This window comes from Meiothermus sp., from assembly GCF_037443965.1.
GTDB lineage: Bacteria > Deinococcota > Deinococci > Deinococcales > Thermaceae > Meiothermus.
This window is the reverse complement of the sequence record NZ_JBBINI010000046.1, coordinates 1-17,276: the sequence shown is the minus strand read 5'-3', so window position 1 is coordinate 17,276 and position 17,276 is coordinate 1. Positions and strand designations below refer to the sequence as shown.

General features: G+C 57.5%; 19 protein-coding genes. 12 read left to right on the top strand and 7 right to left on the bottom strand.

What is annotated here, in order from left to right; translation table 11 throughout:
* Positions 1-446 precede the first annotated feature (446 nt).
* From WKI89_RS16705 to WKI89_RS16695, 3 genes are all read left to right on the top strand, one after another.
* Positions 447-671 (top strand): ASCH domain-containing protein, encoded by a 225-nt coding sequence (locus tag WKI89_RS16705; RefSeq protein WP_337871511.1) that lies wholly within the window; start codon positions 447-449, stop codon positions 669-671.
* Between the two features lie 164 nt (positions 672-835).
* Positions 836-2,155, top strand: a complete 1,320-nt coding sequence (radA, locus tag WKI89_RS16700) for a DNA repair protein RadA (RefSeq protein WP_337871510.1) — start codon at positions 836-838, stop codon at positions 2,153-2,155.
* On the top strand, positions 2,152-3,219 hold the full coding sequence (locus tag WKI89_RS16695) for a PIN domain-containing protein (protein WP_337871509.1): 1,068 nt from the start codon (positions 2,152-2,154) through the stop codon (positions 3,217-3,219). The genes radA and WKI89_RS16695 overlap by 4 nt, the downstream gene beginning before the upstream one ends.
* A 74-nt stretch (positions 3,220-3,293) precedes the next feature.
* Here WKI89_RS16695 and WKI89_RS16690 read toward each other — a convergent pair whose 3' ends face one another.
* From WKI89_RS16690 to WKI89_RS16675, 4 genes are read right to left on the bottom strand one after another with little or no spacing between them, the layout of a single operon-like run.
* Positions 3,294-4,184: a DUF5668 domain-containing protein gene (locus WKI89_RS16690; protein WP_337871508.1), complete on the bottom strand. Its 891-nt coding sequence runs from the start codon at positions 4,182-4,184 to the stop codon at positions 3,294-3,296.
* Positions 4,185-4,192: 8 nt separating this feature from the next.
* Entirely contained in the window at positions 4,193-4,657 is a 465-nt protein-coding gene (locus tag WKI89_RS16685) for a PspC domain-containing protein (protein WP_337871507.1), read from the bottom strand.
* Positions 4,650-4,874, bottom strand: a complete 225-nt coding sequence (locus tag WKI89_RS16680) for a PspC domain-containing protein (protein ID WP_337871506.1) — start codon at positions 4,872-4,874, stop codon at positions 4,650-4,652. Before WKI89_RS16680 ends, WKI89_RS16685 begins: the two co-directional genes overlap by 8 nt.
* Positions 4,871-5,518, bottom strand: coding sequence for a hypothetical protein (locus WKI89_RS16675; RefSeq protein ID WP_337871505.1), 648 nt, complete (start codon positions 5,516-5,518; stop codon positions 4,871-4,873). Before WKI89_RS16675 ends, WKI89_RS16680 begins: the two co-directional genes overlap by 4 nt.
* Before the next feature lie 459 nt (positions 5,519-5,977).
* On the opposite strand from WKI89_RS16675, the gene sucC reads away from it, so the two are divergent.
* From sucC to WKI89_RS16660, 3 genes are all read left to right on the top strand, one after another.
* On the top strand, positions 5,978-7,114 hold the full coding sequence (sucC, locus tag WKI89_RS16670; protein WP_337871504.1) for an ADP-forming succinate--CoA ligase subunit beta: 1,137 nt from the start codon (positions 5,978-5,980) through the stop codon (positions 7,112-7,114).
* Positions 7,111-7,983 (top strand): succinate--CoA ligase subunit alpha, encoded by an 873-nt coding sequence (sucD, locus tag WKI89_RS16665; RefSeq protein WP_337871503.1) that lies wholly within the window; start codon positions 7,111-7,113, stop codon positions 7,981-7,983. Before sucC ends, sucD begins: the two co-directional genes overlap by 4 nt.
* Before the next feature lie 1,123 nt (positions 7,984-9,106).
* Positions 9,107-10,123 carry a DUF4062 domain-containing protein gene (locus WKI89_RS16660; RefSeq protein ID WP_337871502.1) on the top strand — a complete coding sequence of 339 codons (1,017 nt, stop codon included), beginning with the start codon at positions 9,107-9,109 and terminating at the stop codon, positions 10,121-10,123.
* A 24-nt stretch (positions 10,124-10,147) separates the two neighbouring features.
* On the opposite strand, the gene WKI89_RS16655 is transcribed toward WKI89_RS16660, so the two are convergent.
* Positions 10,148-10,606, bottom strand: coding sequence for a regulatory protein RecX (locus tag WKI89_RS16655; protein ID WP_337871501.1), 459 nt, complete (start codon positions 10,604-10,606; stop codon positions 10,148-10,150).
* Between the two features lie 354 nt (positions 10,607-10,960).
* On the opposite strand from WKI89_RS16655, the gene WKI89_RS16650 reads away from it, so the two are divergent.
* From WKI89_RS16650 to WKI89_RS16625, 6 genes are all read left to right on the top strand, one after another.
* Complete coding sequence (locus WKI89_RS16650; RefSeq protein WP_337871500.1) at positions 10,961-11,680, top strand: metallophosphoesterase; 720 nt, start codon at positions 10,961-10,963, stop codon at positions 11,678-11,680.
* A gap of 73 nt (positions 11,681-11,753) precedes the next feature.
* A complete protein-coding gene (locus WKI89_RS16645) occupies positions 11,754-12,038 on the top strand; it encodes an Lrp/AsnC ligand binding domain-containing protein (RefSeq protein WP_337871499.1) in 285 nt (94 codons plus the stop codon).
* Positions 12,039-12,045: 7 nt separating this feature from the next.
* Entirely contained in the window at positions 12,046-12,609 is a 564-nt protein-coding gene (locus WKI89_RS16640; RefSeq protein ID WP_337871498.1) for a CPBP family intramembrane glutamic endopeptidase, read from the top strand.
* A gap of 138 nt (positions 12,610-12,747) precedes the next feature.
* Complete coding sequence (gene icd / locus WKI89_RS16635; RefSeq protein WP_337871497.1) at positions 12,748-14,022, top strand: NADP-dependent isocitrate dehydrogenase; 1,275 nt, start codon at positions 12,748-12,750, stop codon at positions 14,020-14,022.
* Positions 14,023-14,186: 164 nt separating this feature from the next.
* Positions 14,187-14,477, top strand: a complete 291-nt coding sequence (locus WKI89_RS16630; RefSeq protein ID WP_337871496.1) for a hypothetical protein — start codon at positions 14,187-14,189, stop codon at positions 14,475-14,477.
* Positions 14,477-14,935 carry a hypothetical protein gene (locus WKI89_RS16625; RefSeq protein WP_337871495.1) on the top strand — a complete coding sequence of 153 codons (459 nt, stop codon included), beginning with the start codon at positions 14,477-14,479 and terminating at the stop codon, positions 14,933-14,935. The genes WKI89_RS16630 and WKI89_RS16625 overlap by 1 nt, the downstream gene beginning before the upstream one ends.
* A gap of 160 nt (positions 14,936-15,095) precedes the next feature.
* On the opposite strand, the gene WKI89_RS16620 is transcribed toward WKI89_RS16625, so the two are convergent.
* Positions 15,096-16,214 (bottom strand): hypothetical protein, encoded by a 1,119-nt coding sequence (locus tag WKI89_RS16620; protein ID WP_337871494.1) that lies wholly within the window; start codon positions 16,212-16,214, stop codon positions 15,096-15,098.
* 7 nt (positions 16,215-16,221) lie between these two features.
* Entirely contained in the window at positions 16,222-16,998 is a 777-nt protein-coding gene (locus tag WKI89_RS16615; RefSeq protein WP_337871493.1) for a 3'-5' exonuclease, read from the bottom strand.
* Positions 16,999-17,276 lie beyond the last annotated feature (278 nt).

The window sequence follows — 17,276 nt, the reverse complement described above, 5'->3', positions numbered from 1 at the left end:
TCGGAGCTATTCCTCAAGCGGATTCATGCCACGACCCTCGAAGGGTTTGTGCTCAAGGTGTGGGGCTTCATCTTTGCCCACAACTTCAGGCGGCTGGCCAGTATTTTGTAGGTGACAACTTGGGTTAAGTTAAAAATTGATATGCAGTGAAGTTCCCAAAATGAAGCGCTCAAAGCAACTTCCAGATATTAGGGGAGCCAAATCCATCCCGGAAATTAAGTTACCGGAGCACCAGCAACCCTACCCGAGAATTCAACGCACCACCGGACTCGCCATCGAGCCGAATCCTGGGACGACAACCCCCAATTGGCGGATGATTTGGCCAGCTTGATTGTCTTGGGAAAGAAGACGGCAACCTGCTCAGCACTTTGGGAGTACCAGTTCGAAGGCAGACCAATCCCGGTGGTGGACGCTCTTACCGTCTTGCTCAGTGGCTCGGGTGAGCCCTGGCGGTCGTCGAGACCACTGAAGTCACCACCCACAACTATCAGGGCGTGGATACCGAGTTTGCTCGAGAGGAGGGGGAAGGCGATCTATCACTGGACTACTGGCGGGAGGGACACTGGCGGTTCTTTGGCCGAACCCTGGCTCAGATCGGCAAAACACCCACCTTGGACATGCCGCTGGTATGCGAGAAGTTCAGGGTTGTGTATAAACAACCCGCACCATGAACAATTCCCCAGCAAACACCGTTCCGTTCACCAGCCGAACCACCTGTGGAAATCTCTCAGTGGCTGGTTCAATTGCCCACACAAGAACACGGCGGGTAAGTACTAGGACGAACGTGCACCAAAGCCTTTAATTTGAGCAACATACCGACTACACTTTCTGCTAGATGGCAAAAGCTTCTATTCAATATCGCTGTATCGAATGCGGGTACAAATCGGTAAAGGAGCTGGGCCGCTGTCCCAACTGTGGAGCCTGGGATAGCTTCAAGGAAGAAGCCACCCTACCCAGGCCCGGCACCGCAGGGGGCAAGGGGGGTTTGTCGCAGCCTCGGCCTCTGCCCAACCCGGCATCCATTACCCGATTGGCAGACGTTCCGGAGGGAGGGGAGGCACGCTTCTCGAGCCAGCTTGGCGAACTCGACCGGGTGCTGGGCGGGGGTTTTGTGCCCGGCGAGGTATTGCTGCTGGGGGGCGAGCCTGGGGTGGGCAAGAGCACCTTGCTGTTGCAGGTAGCTCAAAAGATGCTGGAGACGGGCAAACGGGTCATCTACCTGGCGGGCGAGGAATCGCCGGGGCAGATTCGTTTGCGGGCCAAGCGCCTGGGCATCTCGGGGGAACTCGAGCTGCTGCGAGAAACCCAACTCGACGCAATGCTGGCCACCCTCGAGGCCTCCCCTCCAGATTTTCTGGTCGTGGACTCCATCCAGACCCTGGAGACCACTGCCTCGCCAGGGTCGCTGGTCGCCGTGCGGGACGCCACCGCCGCGCTGACCCGCTTTGCCAAACACCACCACGTCACCACAGTCTTGGTGGGACACGTCACCAAAGAGGGCATTGTGGCAGGGCCTAAGGTGATCGAGCACGTGGTGGACGCCACCTTGTATCTGGAAACGGCCGGCAACTTCCGGGTCTTGCGCTCCAGTAAAAACCGCTTCGGGCCGGTGGGCGAGATGGGGGTGTTCACCATGATCCAGGAAGGCATGGAGGAAGTCGCCAACCCCTCGGCGGCTTTTCTGGCCGAAAGGCCGGTAGGAGCCCCCGGCTCGGTGGTAGCCCTCAGCCTTTCGGGCGAGCGGGCCCTGGCCTTGGAGGTGCAGGCCCTGGCGGCCCGGACACCTTTCCCAGCCCCACGCCGGGTTTCGCAGGGGCTGGATAGCCGCCGGGTAGATGTGGTGCTGGCGGTACTGGAGCGCAGGCTCAACTTGCCGCTGGGCAACCTCGATATTTACGTCAACCTGGCCGGTGGTCTGCGGGTCTTCGATCCGGGGTTGGATTTGGCGGTAGGTTTGGCAGTGTATTCTGCTGTAGTAGGCCGTCCCCTTCCCGAGGAAGTCGCGGTGGTGGGGGAGGTGGGTCTGGCGGGCGAGCTGCGGAGTGTGGAGGGCCTCGAGCGCCGCCTGCGCGAAGGGCAACGAGCCGGTTTTAAGCGTCTAGTGCACCCTCCCCAGTTCAAAAGCCTGGAAGCAGCAGTGAGCAAGTTTTTATGAATCTGATGCGTTGGACACTATATGGGCTGTTTGCCTACCTGGGCTACCGGGTAGGGGTGTGGCTCGAGGTCAGCAACCTCATAAGCATAAGCCCCATGGGCAGCCTGACCAGCCTCAACCGTCTGTACCTGGGCGTGGTGGGGCTGCTGGTGGGCTTTTTGGTTGTGCCGCGTCTAGCCTACTGGTTGGAGCGTCGTTGGGAGCATGGCCAGGCCTGGCTCAAGCACCTGCCACCCGAGATCCCGGTTGCCATTACAGCGGCCTCGGGCCTCGGTCTCTTGTTGGCGGTGTTGCTCACCAACCTCCTAAACCAGATTCCGGGGTTTTCCGCGATTCATTCTTTGATTATCGCTGCCGTGCTGGTCAGCTCGCTTTCGGCCTTTGCCATCGCCAACCGCGACTACTTTCGGCTGGCCCGCCCCCCAGCCCACTCGGTCAAGGCCCGGGGCGGCAAGGTGCTCGATACCTCGGTGCTGATTGATGGCCGCATCGGGGACGTGGCCGAGATGGGCTTCCTGGAAGGCCCGCTGTTTGTGCCCCGGCAGGTGCTGCGCGAATTGCAGCAGTTCGCCGATGCTTCGGATGCCCAAAAGAGGGCCAAAGGCCGCCGGGGCCTGGATACCCTCGAGCGACTCAAACTGACCGTGGGCCTCGAGGTGCTCGAGGGCGAAGAATCCGATGAACCGGTGGACGACCAGATTTTAGCCGAAGCCAAGAAGCTAGGGGCGGCGCTGGTCACCAACGACCACGCCCTGGCCCAACTTTCCCGCATCTATGGGGTCAAGACCCTCTCGGTGCAGGCTTTGGCCTCGGCCCTGCGGGCGCCACTCCAGCAAGGCGACACCCTTAGCATCACCATCGTCAAAGAGGGCAAGGAACCCGGCCAGGGGGTGGGCTACCTAGAAGATGGCACCATGGTCGTGGTAGACGATGCCATCCCCTACAAGGGCAAGGAGGTGGGGGTGGTTATCACCCAGTCCATCCAAACCCAGGTCGGTCGTCTACTTTTCGGAAAACTCCAGACCGAAGAAAGCGACCGCCCAGCCTCGAGAGCCGAGCGGTAGCGCCATTCCTACAGACACCAAAAGAAAAGCGCCTCTGCACAGGTAGTGCCCACCTTTCCTGCCTTGCCCCTACGCTACTTGCTTATTACCACCCGGCCCACCCCGCCGTTCACCTCGAGGTCGGCTTTGTCCGCCGCAGTAGCATAGTCGGGGCTTTCATATCGGTTGTCGCCCAGCTTGATTAGACCGTTGGGCACCTCCAGCCCCCCCAGACCCGTTTTGGCTTCCAGCCGCACGGCCACATTTTGCGGGATTCGAATATCCAGCTCCCCCACCCCGCCCTCAATTTCAGCCCGGTAGATGCCCTGCTCGGGCAGTTCGATCTGCACCCGCCCGACCCCGCTGTTCACATCCAGGCTGCTCACCTGAAGGTTGCGCAGGTTGAGCACCGCCTCTCCTACCCCCGTGTTGACCACCAATCGAAGCTCAGCCCTGGGCGAGAGCCGGAGCTCCCAGCCCTCACGGCTCCGAACAGCGCCACTGGTGCGCCCTCGAGCCTCTAAAGCTACCGTTGCCTCGCTACCCTGCACATCGCTGCGACGCTCTAAGCGCTCACCGGGCAACAGCCGAATTTGCCCTTCAATCAGACTGGCAGAGCCTTCTTCCAGCGCGGATACCTCGAGCTGCCCCACCCCTGGCGCAAGTCGAATTTGCGCCCGGTTCACCTGGCCCAGTGGAATGGATATTTGCTCCAAAGCGCCCTGTGCCCCTGGCCGTGCGTTCCACGTCCAGAGCAGTCCCCCACCCACCAGCGCCACCGCCAGCAGCACCGGGATACGTTTCGGGTTATCGCGCAACAGGAAGTTGAGTCCGAGCAGGATTAGCACCAGCGGCCATAGCAGCCAGACATCAGCCCAGAAGTCCCAGGAAAACCAACCCAAACTGGTAAAAAGCCATAACACCCCTATTGCAATGAGGGCAATACCCCACCAACTCCGTCCACCTGGAGCGGTTTTTTGCACCATATCACCACCTACCTTCCGGCCCTACGCAGCAATACCAGAACCCCTATCCCAATCAGCAGCAACGGAAATATCAGGTCTTCGTCCACCCGAATCCAGCCCAGTTGCCGCAGCAAAAACCAGGCCCCCCCCACCACCAACGCCCAACCCAGCAGTTGGGATCCCTGGCCTCCTTGCATCCGCTCGGAAACCTCTTTAGCCCGCGCCTGTAGGTTCTGCGCTCCTTCACGCAGGGTTTGCTCTACATCGGGTTTTAGGCTGTCCTGGCCTTCTTCTTCTGGCTCTTTCGGAATCACCAGGGCCAGAACAAGGTAAAGCAGAATACCAACACCATTGATCAGGGTCAGAAGTACAAAAGCAACCCGCACCCAGACCGCCTCGACCCCCAGGTACTCGGCCAACCCCGCACAGACCCCACTGATCTGCTCGTCCCTGCGGCTCCGGTACAGCTTACATGGTGCGCCCGGCCTATCCACCTTGCCCCACCTCCGGTTCGTTGATGGGGGGGGCTTCCGGCATCACGAAATACAGCACAAGATAGGCCAGTACCCCGCCACCCCAGACAATTGCGGCCAGCACAAACAACAGCCGTACCACGGTCGGATCAACGTTAAGGTACTCCGCAATACCCCCACAGATGCCCCAGATCATCTTTTGATTGCGGCTACGGTACAAACGCTTGGGTGCGTTCATTGCTCCCCCTCCTTCGCCTTGAACTGCCCTTCCGATGGACCAGCCCCTGCGCTGGAACCACCCCGTCGCATCAGCAGGTAAATGCCCGCCACCAACAGGGCCAGCGGGAAAAGGTAGGCCAGCAGGCCCTGCAACGCCGTTGCGGTAACCAGGGTCAGGGCCAAGCAGGCCAGTGCCGGGAATACCGCCCAACGTTGCCCCACCAGGTAGACCACCCCAAAGGTAATGGCCAGTCCCAGGAAGAACAGCGCCCCCCCGGCGTTATCCCGCGCGCCCGAGCCAGCTACCGCGCCCAGGGTTATAAGCGTACCCCCAGGAATCAAGGCCCACCAGTTGCCAGGTCGAACAAAATAAACCGCCACAAAGCCCAGGCCTATCGCAGCCAAAAAGACACCTCCTCCCAGGTTGCCGCCCAGGATGGGTTCGAACAGGATCAAGGTGCCCAGGCCCAGCAGGGTAAAGCCTGGTATGAGCGCCCACCACTGGCTATGGTTTTGTTGGTAGTACCAGATAAAACCTGCCCCTGCTGCCAGGAAAATGCTCCCCCAGATCCAGCCAGCGATCTGAAAGCCCAGGTTTTGAAGTAAGAACAAGACCCCGAGAGCCACCAAAATCCAGCCCCAGGTCTGTGGGTTATTTTTCATAAGACCCCTCCTGTTTATAGTCATGCCTGCTTGATTACCCAGCCAGTATTGCATGCTTCGGGCAATGGATTCGCAAAAATCGCTCAGAAATTGCGCCCAGTCCATGCTTGCTGGCAGTCTCGTACCTACATATTCTGGCGAAACAGGCTCCTTTCCACCTCTACCCTTTCACCAAACAGTTACCAGAGCATTACAGATTAGCCTCGAGGCTCTCAGAATCCGGTGTACTTATTTCACTTCTTTTACTTGGAAACTGAACAAACGGTAGATAGTTTCTTACTGGGAAACATAAAGTACACAATACCCTCAACATCTTGCCTGTAATCTCGAGTCTGCATCAAACGTCTTGGTATGGAGGGTGGCATTTCAGAGCTAGAGGAAAGAACTTATAATGGCGGACGGCAAAATGGAGTGCTCAATGAGTAACCCGTAAAATCAAGCACACCACCGGAGGCAAGCGTGAATCTACACGAATATCAAGCCAAAGACATCCTAGCCAAGTACGGCATCCCAGTTCCCCCAGGCAAGGTCGCATTTACTGCCGATGAAGCCAAGCAAATTGCCACCGAGTATGGCGATCTGGTCGTCATCAAAGCCCAGGTACACACCGGGGGGCGCGGCAAAGCAGGGGGGGTGAAGCTAGCCCGAACCCCTGAAGAGGCCCGCGAAAAAGCAGCTCAAATTCTGGGACTGAACATCAAGGGCTTCATCACCAAAAAGGTGCTGGTAGCCAAAGGAATAAATATTGCCAAGGAATACTATGCGGGCATGATTCTGGACCGGGTCACCCAGCGGGTGGTGCTGATGCTCTCTAAAGAAGGGGGCATGGATATTGAAGAAGTGGCCGCGACCCGTCCCTATGCGCTGATCAAGTACCCCATCAACCCCGCCACCGGGCTGCGCCCGTTTGAGGCACGGGAACTGGTCAAGCGGGCGGGCATGGAGGGCAACCTCAACAAACTGGCCGACGTGCTGGTTAAGCTCTATCAGGCCTACGTGGGCATTGACGCTTCCACAGCCGAGATCAACCCGCTGGTTATCACCGATACCGGCGAGGTGGTGGCCGCTGATGCTAAAATCGTGCTGGACGACAATGCTCTGCATCGTCACCCCGACCTTACCCCGCTGCGCGAGTTTGAGGCCGAACACCCCTTAGAAGTCGAGGCCTCCAACTATGGCTTTAGCTACGTCAAACTCGATGGCAGCGTGGGCGTAATTGGCAACGGGGCGGGGCTGGTGATGTACACCCTCGACCTGGTGCAACGAACCGGGGGCAAAGCTGCCAACTTCTTGGATATTGGTGGTGGGGCCAAAGCCGATATTGTCTACAACGCTCTGAAGGTGGTACTCAAAGACCCCGATGTGAAAGGGGTTTTCATCAATATCTTCGGGGGTATCACCCGCGCCGACGAAGTAGCTAAGGGTGTAATCCGGGCTATGGACGAGGGTATCCTGACCAAGCCCGTGGCCATGCGCGTGGCGGGTACTGCCGAAGAAGAAGCCAAGGCCCTCTTAAAAGGCCGTCCAGTTTATATGTATCCCACATCAGTAGAGGCAGCCAAAGCCATTATCTCGATGACGGGAGGTGCAAAGTGAGCATCCTGGTCAACAAAAAAACCAACGTGATTGTCCAGGGCATCACGGGGCGGGAGGGAGCCTTCCACGCCGAGGCCATGATCAAAGCCGGCACCAAGGTAGTAGCGGGTGTTACTCCGGGTAAAGGTGGACAGACCACGCTGGGTCTGCCGGTCTACGATACCGTCAAGGAAGCATCTGTTCATCACCACATTGACGCTTCGATCATCTTTGTGCCCGCACCGGGCGCAGCCGACGCTGCCCTCGAGGCCGCCCACGCGGGGGTTCCGCTGGTGGTGCTGATTACCGAGGGTATTCCAACCATGGATATGGTCAAGGCCGTGGCCGAGATCAAATCCCTGGGCAACGTGCGCCTGATCGGCGGCAACTGCCCAGGTCTGATCACCCCCGAGGAGTGCAAGCTGGGCATCATGCCGGCCAGCGTGTTCAAAAAGGGCCGGGTAGGGCTGATTTCCCGTTCCGGCACGGTAACCTACGAAACCGCCAAGGCTCTTTCCGACGCGGGCTATGGCATCTCGACCTGCATTGGCATCGGGGGTGACCCCATTATCGGTACTACCTTCAAAGACCTTTTGCCCATGTTCAACGACGATCCCGAAACCCACGCGGTGGTGGTTTGCGGCGAGATTGGCGGTTCGGATGAGGAAGACGCTGCCGCTTACATCAAAGAACACATGAAAAAGCCGGTGGTGGGCTTTATCGGTGGGCGCAGCGCCCCCAAGGGTAAGAAAATGGGCCATGCGGGGGCCATCATCATGGGCAACGTGGGTACACCCGAGAGCAAGCTGGCCGCCTTTGCCGATGCCGATGTGCCGGTAGCCGAAACCATTGACGAGATTGTGGAGTACGTGCGGGCCAAGTTGGGCTAGCCAAGACCAAGACCCTTAGGGCGACCCTGGTCGCCCTTTTTTTGTCACACCGAGTACATTTCACTGCACTGTATGCAAAACAATTATGGCCGTTGGGATTAGAGCGCCCTTCGCAATTATTAAGCCGCCCACAGCTTGATTGTTTTGTCCTGCACAGTACAGTAGCCTCTCGGATGGGAGGCCACGTCTGTGAAGAGCGCGATAAGGGGACTCTTGATAAAGTTGCGCTGCCACAAACCCCAAGAATGCTTCTGGCAAATCCATAGACGAAATCTCTATCGGGGGCACATTTGGTGGCTTTATTTCAAATCTATCCATGCCGAACAGCAAAGAAACTCTTTATTCTCCACACCCCTTGCGCTTTGGTTTTTTCTTTGCGGTTTCTCACCGACAAATTGCGGGTATTCGCACTGGGGGCCAACTCGTGATAGACTCTATTTAACAATCCATATATAAGTTGCCTATGTGACCGCTATGCACAAAACATATCTCCGACCCTATCCAGCCTCCTGGGCGAACTGGCTGATCTCGAGATGGGATGCGCTGGGAATGTGGTTCTGGCTTCCCTATTTTGGGTTGTTTGTGTCGCTGGCGCTGGCCCAAACCCTGGCCAAGTGGTGGGATGGCAGTTTGGCCGTGGGGCAATTCCTACCCCTGCAAATTCTGGCAGCGAGCTATATTCCCTGGGGATTATTGCTCATTCGCTACTTGATTCGAGCCGCCCTAGAAGCACTCGAAACCATTCGCCCCACCTTGGGCCCAAGCGAGGCGGACTATCACGAGCTCCGGTATCAGCTTTCGGTGGCCCCAGCCCTCGCTACACTGGCTGCCACGCCGGTAGGCGCAAGCTTTGGCATCGTTTACTGGCTGATCATCATGAGACCGGTGCACCCTTTTATTTTGTGGGGTTCTTCCAGTTTGAGCCTGGCAATTGACCTGGGAGTTGCACTGTTGATCTGGGCTGTCCTTGGAGCACTGTTTTTTATTGCCTTGCGCCAGAGTCGGATCATTCAACGCATCTACACCCACATTGAACAGATCAATCTGATGCTGCCCCAGCCCTTATATGCTCTTTCCAACTACACCCTGGTGGCCGCGGTGGGTGGAACCTTGATTAACGCAGTTGGGTCATACCTGCGTGATGTTCGAGATGGGAGCCAGGCCCCATCCCCCGCCAAGCCTGTACCGGCCCTATATCCAACAAAGCCAGGTTTTTGTGGGCATTTACCACCAACGCTATGGCTGGATCGCCCCCAATATGGCGGTATCCGGAATCGAAGACGAGTTTCACCTGGCTTCCCATCTGCCTCAGTTGCTCTATATCAAAGAGCCAGCCCCAGAGCGGGAGGCTTCCCTTACCCAGTTGCTTCAGGCCATGCAGGCCAGGGGTAAAGCACCCAAACCATTTACGAACCTCGAGGAACTACAGCAGCTCCTGCGGGCCGATTTGCTTGAACTGACCCAGCATCTCGAGGCCATCCCTATAGAACCCAAGCCCGAACCGCCCTCGAGCCAGCTACCCGCAGCCCGAACCTCGCTTATTGGGCGCGATGATGAAATTGCTGCCGTTAAGGCTCTGCTGCAAAAAGGCCACCTCGCAGCCGCCAGGCAACTTTCCGGTCAGGGGCTCAGAACCCACCAGGCTCTGGGGCTCAAACCCGGTGTCGCCTACAGATTATTGGGGCTGGCCGAGACTGCTTTGCAAGAAGGGAATCCTACCGAAGCTAGAGAATATCTTCGCACTGGCTTTCCTATCGCCCAACAAACCACCGACCATCACACCATAGCCCGTTATCTGGAGACCTTGGCCTTGTTGCTCATCCAACACAATACCGCCCAAGCAGTGCGGCTGTTGAGTGCAGCTCAAGCCCTACGCCAAGATAACGAGATCGTACTAACCCAGGCCGAGCAACCCACACTTCAAGCGGGCTTGAATAAACTCTCTCTCCGTTTCGATCAAGCGACCCTCGAGCAGCTCAAGCAGGAGGGGCGAACGTTGGATTTCGCTCGCAGCTTTTTTGGGAATGCTCGACTGAGGAAACGCTTTAGCACGTTTCGTTGGGACTTGCACGGCCTGCAGGTCACTTGGCAAGGTTACTCATCGGCAAAACCAGCCCACAGATCGGGGAATTCCTCTTGAAAGCACAAAAAGCCCGCCTCGAACCTATGGTGCGGTCGCTTGTTTGATGAAGCGTTCCCAGGCCGCTAGCGCGTTGCCCAGGTTGTAGCCACGGTTCACCAAGAAGCGGATGGCTCTGGGCTTTTCGCCTTTATGGCGGTTTTTATACCGGTCCAACAAACCAACGGCCTCTTGTACCGGGTCGCTCTGGGACTCCTGCTCGGCCAGAACTCGGTCTACAATGCTGCGAGCAACACCCTTTTCCAGCAGCACCCGGCGCAGTTTAGCCGCACCCCACTTGCCCGCGTAAAGCCGGGTGTAGCCCTCGGCGTACTGCTGGTCATCGAGATACCCCAGACTCTTGACCCGTTGCAACACTGCGCCCACCACCTCCGGCTTGGCCCGTCGGGCCAGCTTTTGGCGCAACACCGACTCCGAGTAGGCCCGTGCGCCCAACACCCGCACCGCATACATGAACAGTTCGTCTGGGGTTTCATCCTTCATTTTTTCAATTATGCCACAAACGTAATGGGAGTGTTATGCCGATACATCAGGTTTCTGTCTTGCATCCATGTCATATGCGATGCGAATTGATTTCAGCTCTGTTCAGCGCGGTACTTGACGCTTGGCCCTGAACCCTCGACACTAGACACTGCTATCTGGTTTCCCTCCGGCACGGAGGGTGGCATCCTAAAGGAAATCGTCCTCGAGGCCCGTTCAAAAGACCCTAAGTGGTTTGGTAAGTTAAAGATTGATATGCCGTGAAGTTCCCAAAATGAAGCGCTCAAAGCAACTCCCAGATATTAGGGGAGCCAAATCCATCCCAGGAATTAAGTTACCGGAGCACTAAGCCCGTTTATGCGCGTCTTCGCTATTGCCGACATCCATCTGTCCAAGGCCTTTCCCAAGCCCATGAATATCTTCGGGGCCGAATGGGACGGACACCCCGAAGCTGTTTTTGAAGAGTGGCGTAAAACCGTGAACGACGACGATCTGGTCATCATGGCGGGGGATATCTCCTGGGCCATGAAACTGCCCGAGGCCATGGTAGACCTGGCCGACCTCGCCCAACTGCCCGGCACCAAGATTCTCTTGCGCGGCAACCACGACTACTGGTGGCCGTCCATTACCCGACTGCGCCAGGTGCTCCCCCCCCGCATGCATGCCTTACAGCACGACTCCCTGATTATCGGCAACGTTGCCGTGGCCGGAAGCCGGGGCTGGGACACCCCCGGAAGCTACAACTTTAGCCTAGAGGACGAAAAAATCTACAAGCGAGAGGTGGAACGGCTGGCGCTCTCGCTCAAGACCGTCCAGGGCCGGGCGTATGAATACCTGATTCTGGCCATGCACTACCCGCCCTATGGTCCGACCGGGGGGGCCACCGGCTTTACTGAGTTGATAGACCAGTACCGGCCCACCTGCGTGGTCTACGGACACCTGCACGGTGCCGACCCCCAAAGACTGCCCCAGGAATGGAATGGGATTCCTTTGCACTTTGTCTCGGCCGATGTGGTGCGTTTCCGACCCCAACTGATCCTCGAGACCCCCCACCCCTTGCACACCCACACGCCTTGAAATACGGAACCCAGCGCGCTCACCCCCCTTTGCCCCCATGGTTTACAAACGCCTCCCGGAGTATCATCCAGACATGATTACAGCCTTTGTCCTGATACAGACCAGCCGCGAATCCACCGCCGAGACCGCGGAGTCGGTCGCTGAGATTCCGGGGGTGGCCGAGGTGTACTCGGTAACAGGGGAATGGGATTTGGTAGCCATTCTGCGCTTTAAGGATTTTGAGCAGCTCGACGACATCGTCACCCTGGGTTTACGCAAGCTGAAGGGCATCGAGCGCACCCAAACCCTTCTGGCCTTCAGAGCGTATTCGCGGAAACTGCTCGAGCAGGGCTTCAATATCGGTAGCGAAGGATCTTGACCCATTCATGTTTCGATTTTTCATGCTGATCCAGCTCGGGCTTTTGCTGATCGGCTTGCTTTGGATGAGCCTCGCAGGCTATTCAGCCCTGCAGAATCCCGACCCGCTACGGGATACGGTGGTCTTTTTTCTGCTGTATTTCGGGCTGATGGGGCTCGAGCTCCTGTTTTCCCGCCTCTTTCCTGCCAGCTTCCGGGTTACCGAAGTTCTACACGGTCAAATTGGGGTGCTGATGCGCTCCGAGGGCGTCCGCCACCCCCAAGCTTTGCTACTGGCCTTGGCTTCCGGGGTAAGCGAGGAAGTGTTTTTCCGTGGAGCATTGCAAAACGCCCTGTGGGGCGGCTGGCTGGGTGTATTGCTACAGGCCGTGGTATTTACGGTGCTCCATCCGGTGCCAGACCGCAGGGCCTGGGCCTATCCGTTGTTCATTTTTTGTGGTGGTCTGATGTTTGGAACCGCCTATTTACTCACCGGAAGTCTGGTTCCTGGAATGCTGGCTCACTATCTCCACAACGCCAGGGGCTTTTATCAGTTGCTGGAGCAGAAAGCTGAGCAGGAAAGACAGACCTAGCAATAGGTTTAGAACCACTATAATCCCAGGCTGGAAAGCTTGGCGTTGGAATGCAGGGAAGATTCCAACAGGCAAACCAGGGCTGCCTGTCGAGGCAGTGCGGCTTTAGTCCCCGGCTTCTGTTATGCTTTGGGTGCTATGGCTTACAAGAAAATTACTGTTCCTGTCGGCGAGAAGATTTCCATTCACGATGGAAAATTACAGATACCCGACCACCCCATTGTGGGCTTTATCGAGGGCGATGGCACCGGCCCGGACATCTGGCGAGCCTCGCAGCCGGTACTGGATGCTGCGGTTACCAAAGCCTATGGCGGAAGGCGCAAAATCGCCTGGACAGAAATCTATGCGGGTGAAAAGGCCAATCAGGTGTATGGCGAGGTGGTCTGGCTTCCCGAGGAAACCCTGGACTTCATCCGCGAATACCTGGTTGCCATCAAGGGGCCGCTTACCACGCCGGTTGGCGGCGGGATACGCTCCATCAACGTAGCCCTGCGCCAGGAGCTGGATTTGTATGCCTGCGTGCGCCCGGTGCAGTGGTTTGAAGGGGTGCCCAGCCCGGTGCGCCACCCAGAACTGGTCAACATGGTGATCTTTCGCGAAAACACCGAGGATATCTACGCCGGCATCGAGTTTGCCAAGGATACTCCGGAGGTCAAGAAGTTCCTCGAGTGGTTCCAGGCCGAGTTCCCCAAACCTTATAGTAAAATACGCTTTCCCCATACCGCAGGCATCGGCATCAAGCCGGTTTCGGAGGAAGGAACCCACCGCCTGGTGGAGGCCGCCCTCAACTATGCCATTGACAACGACCTGCCCTCGGTCACGCTGGTACACAAGGGCAACATCATGAAGTTTACCGAGGGGGCTTTCCGCGACTGGGGGTATGCCCTCGCCAAAAGCAAGTACGGCGCGGTAGACCTGGATGGCGGCCCCTGGCAAACCTTTACCAACCCCAAAACCGGCAAACAAATCATCGTCAAGGACATGATCGCTGATAACTTCCTGCAGCAGATTCTGCTGAGGCCCGCCGAATACAGCGTGGTCGCCACCCTCAACCTCAACGGGGACTACCTCTCCGATGCCCTGGCCGCCCAGGTGGGGGGCATCGGTATAGCCCCGGGTTCCAACGTCAACTACTACACCGGGCATGCGGTCTTTGAGGCCACCCACGGTACAGCCCCGAAGTATGCCGGCAAAGATCAGGTCAACCCCAGCTCGGTGATTCTCTCGGGCGAGATGATGTTGCGATACATGGGATGGACCGAGGCAGCCGACCTGATTATCCACGCCATGACCAAGACCATTGCCCAAGGGCGCGTAACCTACGATTTCCACCGCCTTATGGTGGCCGAAGGCCGCAACGCCACCCTCCTCAAGTGCAGCGAGTTTGGTCAGGCCTTGATCGAGAATATGTAAGCCTGCTCAAGTCTACCCCTTCAGACGAGCGTTCTCGGCCAAGCCCACGGGACTGTCCTGTGGGCTTGGACTGTAGCTGAAAATGAACTATCTACTCGAGCTCCGAGTTTTATAATGGGCATTAGAACCTAACACTGCTGTCCGGCAAATGAAGGGGGGGCTTCATGGTACAGGTTCTTTTGGTGCTGGGGTTTCTTTTGATGCTCTATAACACCTACACCGGCTTCCAGATGAAGGGCAAGGCACCCGGTGGGATTATTGGTGAGCGGCTATCGCAACTCAATCTGTTTATTTCGCTTTTCGCTCTGGGTTACTTGATTATGGGAGTTCTGACCTGGAGCCGCCCGGTGGACACGCTTTTGGTACTGGTGAGTCTGATTTTGCTATTTGGAGCAATTTTTGTTTTGCTGGTTCTGCGGCTTGTACAGGCCGTGCTGGCGGCACTCGAGGGCTGATGCAAATCTATCGCCAGAGCACCAAAGCACTTGATATCCTCCTCAACCGCGATGAGCGGCTGGTTTACTCCCTTTGTCGCGAAGAGATAAGTGACATCGTACTGGCCCAGCGTACCCAGCTTCCACTGGACGTTCTGAATAAAACACTATCCGCTTTGCTCGAGCATGGCCTAATTGAGAAGGTAGCATCCTCCCAGGACCCTCCAAGCCGATCATCAGACCCACAACCCATCGTGCCCACGCCAACTAAGCTGGATACCACCAAGGCCCAGCTATTTGCCGTCCTGGAGACCGAGCTAGGAGAGCGCGCCAAAAAGTTTCTGCCAGAAATTGAGAGTAAACAAAACCTGGGTGAACTCGAGGAGTGGAGCCGCAAACTGGTGCTCAAACTCCGGCTGACCCTAAGCCAAAAGGCGGCGAATATGCTCGAGGCCCGTCTTCAATCGCTCTTCACCTGAAGCAATTCCAAAAACACCATCAAGACCGAGCATGGCTGCAATGGGTAACCATCTCGCCACCAGCCAGGGGGGCGATACGCACTTCAGTCGGCTTGAATCCTTCACCTCTGACTGCGCCCAAGGTGAAGGATTCAAGCGGAAACGGTATGAAAGATTGGCGCTACCAGTCCTGCAATACCCCTTGCAAGCGCCGTGACATCACCTGGGCGTACTCGGCCCAGTCGGCCAGGGCTTGCTCGACCGACTGGCGCATCAGAAACTCACCCGGCGAAAGGCGCTTTAGAAGCAGGAAGGGGGGGCTGCTGAGGCTCTGAAGCACCTCTTGCAGATGATCGGCCTCGAGGTTCATCTCCCGCGCCATGGGCATCAGGTCGGCCAGCAGGAAGACCTGTTGAGGGCGTTGGTCGGCCAGGAGCGTTAAAACCGCCGAGAAGTGTCCCCGCTCGTGCAGTACCTTAGAAATTTCGTTCTCGAGGCCTTGTATAGCCTCGAGGTCAATCCGGCCCTCCCGCAGCAGTCGCTCGATATCCAGCGGGCCAACCGGGAAGGCACTCCTGAGCTTGGCCAGGCGCTGCAAAGCTTCGGGGGAGACATAACCCAGGCCTACCTGCAACAAACCCGAGGGCCGGACCGTGGCAATCTCGGCCAGGGCTTCGGCTTTAGAGGACTCCCCCACCACAATAGCCGCGTACTGCACGCGGCCTTGCTGCCGGTAAGACAGCAGTTCCTTGGCCTCCATCTCGCCAAACTTGGCCAGGGCCAGGTGAAAGGTACGGCGGCCCATTGCAGCCCTGAACACCCAGGGTGCGCTGCTCGATTCGCGGCTGAAGCCCAGGACCTCGAGGTCGGCGGAAAAGGCAGGTACTTCACTGGTAGCGGGCTTGTGCGGGAATATGACCTCTTTGGGGTATGGGGTGACCTTTACCCGTTTTTCCGGTTTTTCCGGGAGGGGTTCGGCAGGCTGAGGCCTAGGGCGCTCCGACTCGGTCGAGCGGGGCCGGGCCGGCTTGGCCGAGGGCGTGAGGGCCTCCAGCCCAATCTCCCCTCCCTCTAGGTGCAGGGCAATTTTATCGTTGACACCCAGGCGCCGCTTGGCATAGTAGGGCGCAAGGCCCTCGAGGCGGTTGTGTTGCCAGTTCACACAAGCATCGTAGGTTTCCCCATCTTCATCCCGAAGGACAATTTTATCCCTGCCCTGCAAAAAAACCCGCAGCGACTGGGTAAGGTTCATGGTTCCGCTGGTGAGGCAAGCACTGGTGAGAACGTAGCGCGCAGTCATAGGTTTCCTAAAAAGCTCTTGCAGCAACCACTTGGCTGACCGGACAGGGCTTACCGGCGGTAAGCATGTAATACATTTCGTAGGCTACCTGAAGCGTGGTTTCCACATCACCCAGCGCACGGTGGCGGCCCGTGATGGGGCCAAGGTCAAAAGCCCAAGCAAGTGAATCCAAACCGCGTTTGCTCAAGCCCGGCAGAGCTTTGCGCGCCCAGTGTATCGTGTCAACCACAGGATTTTCCAGTCGGTATCCCAGCCACCTGAGGCGAGGCCGTAAAAACCCCAGGTCGAAACTGGCATTCTGAATGACCAGGGTTGCCCCTTCAAGCATTGGCAGGGCTTCGCGCAAAACAGTATAGATGTCGGCTGCCCCGTGCACATCTTCGTTGCGAATCCCGGTCAGGCGGCTGATGAAGGGCGGTATCGGAACGCCTGGATTCACCAAGCGTTCAAACACCGTGCGCTGGCCATTCTCTAAACGCACCAGGGCAAGTTCGATAATTTCGTTTTGATCGGGCGATAGACCCGTGGTCTCCACATCCAGCACCACAATCGCTTCACCCTGGGCCGGAAAGCTATATTTCCACTCCCACAAACCAATCCCGGCTTCGCCTCGCTCGAAACGCCCATCCAGCAAATCTCGAAGCAGTTCGCTGGTCCAGGCACCCTTTGGCAAACCCGGCGAGGCCAGCACTTGCTCGGCCAGGGTATGTTCCGAAAGCTGACTGCCAGTGCTGCGAAGATGGCGGGCAAGGCGTGTGGAAAGACGGTAGTGGGTCGGGCTCATGAAGGGTTGAGGGTTAGTCGCTTTGGATACGTGCATCATGGGCACGGAACCTCGAGGGAAGTTTTGAGACCCGATGAAGAAACCTGGTATTTACGTGAGTCCAAGTGAATAAGGAGGTCTCGGGGCGAGTATACCGCAGCTTACACAGATACCTTCGTGTGCTACTTGACCTACCCCAGGGGATGTAAAAAAGAGGGGGTGCTATGGAAACCCACAGAGAGCACCCCCTGTACTATCTTGACGCAGAAACCCTCCTGGTGGCTACCTACGTCTGGGTG

Coding starts and splice junctions, on each gene's coding strand:
- radA (WP_337871510.1), top strand. CDS start 836: ATGGCAAAAGCTTCTATTCAATATCGCTGTATCGAATGCGGGTACAAA.
- WKI89_RS16695 (WP_337871509.1), top strand. CDS start 2,152: ATGAATCTGATGCGTTGGACACTATATGGGCTGTTTGCCTACCTGGGC.
- WKI89_RS16690 (WP_337871508.1), bottom strand. CDS start 4,184: ATGGTGCAAAAAACCGCTCCAGGTGGACGGAGTTGGTGGGGTATTGCC.
- WKI89_RS16680 (WP_337871506.1), bottom strand. CDS start 4,874: ATGAACGCACCCAAGCGTTTGTACCGTAGCCGCAATCAAAAGATGATC.
- WKI89_RS16675 (WP_337871505.1), bottom strand. CDS start 5,518: ATGAAAAATAACCCACAGACCTGGGGCTGGATTTTGGTGGCTCTCGGG.
- WKI89_RS16655 (WP_337871501.1), bottom strand. CDS start 10,606: ATGAAGGATGAAACCCCAGACGAACTGTTCATGTATGCGGTGCGGGTG.
- WKI89_RS16650 (WP_337871500.1), top strand. CDS start 10,961: ATGCGCGTCTTCGCTATTGCCGACATCCATCTGTCCAAGGCCTTTCCC.
- WKI89_RS16645 (WP_337871499.1), top strand. CDS start 11,754: ATGATTACAGCCTTTGTCCTGATACAGACCAGCCGCGAATCCACCGCC.
- WKI89_RS16640 (WP_337871498.1), top strand. CDS start 12,046: ATGTTTCGATTTTTCATGCTGATCCAGCTCGGGCTTTTGCTGATCGGC.
- icd (WP_337871497.1), top strand. CDS start 12,748: ATGGCTTACAAGAAAATTACTGTTCCTGTCGGCGAGAAGATTTCCATT.
- WKI89_RS16630 (WP_337871496.1), top strand. CDS start 14,187: ATGGTACAGGTTCTTTTGGTGCTGGGGTTTCTTTTGATGCTCTATAAC.
- WKI89_RS16625 (WP_337871495.1), top strand. CDS start 14,477: ATGCAAATCTATCGCCAGAGCACCAAAGCACTTGATATCCTCCTCAAC.
- WKI89_RS16620 (WP_337871494.1), bottom strand. CDS start 16,214: ATGACTGCGCGCTACGTTCTCACCAGTGCTTGCCTCACCAGCGGAACC.
- WKI89_RS16615 (WP_337871493.1), bottom strand. CDS start 16,998: ATGAGCCCGACCCACTACCGTCTTTCCACACGCCTTGCCCGCCATCTT.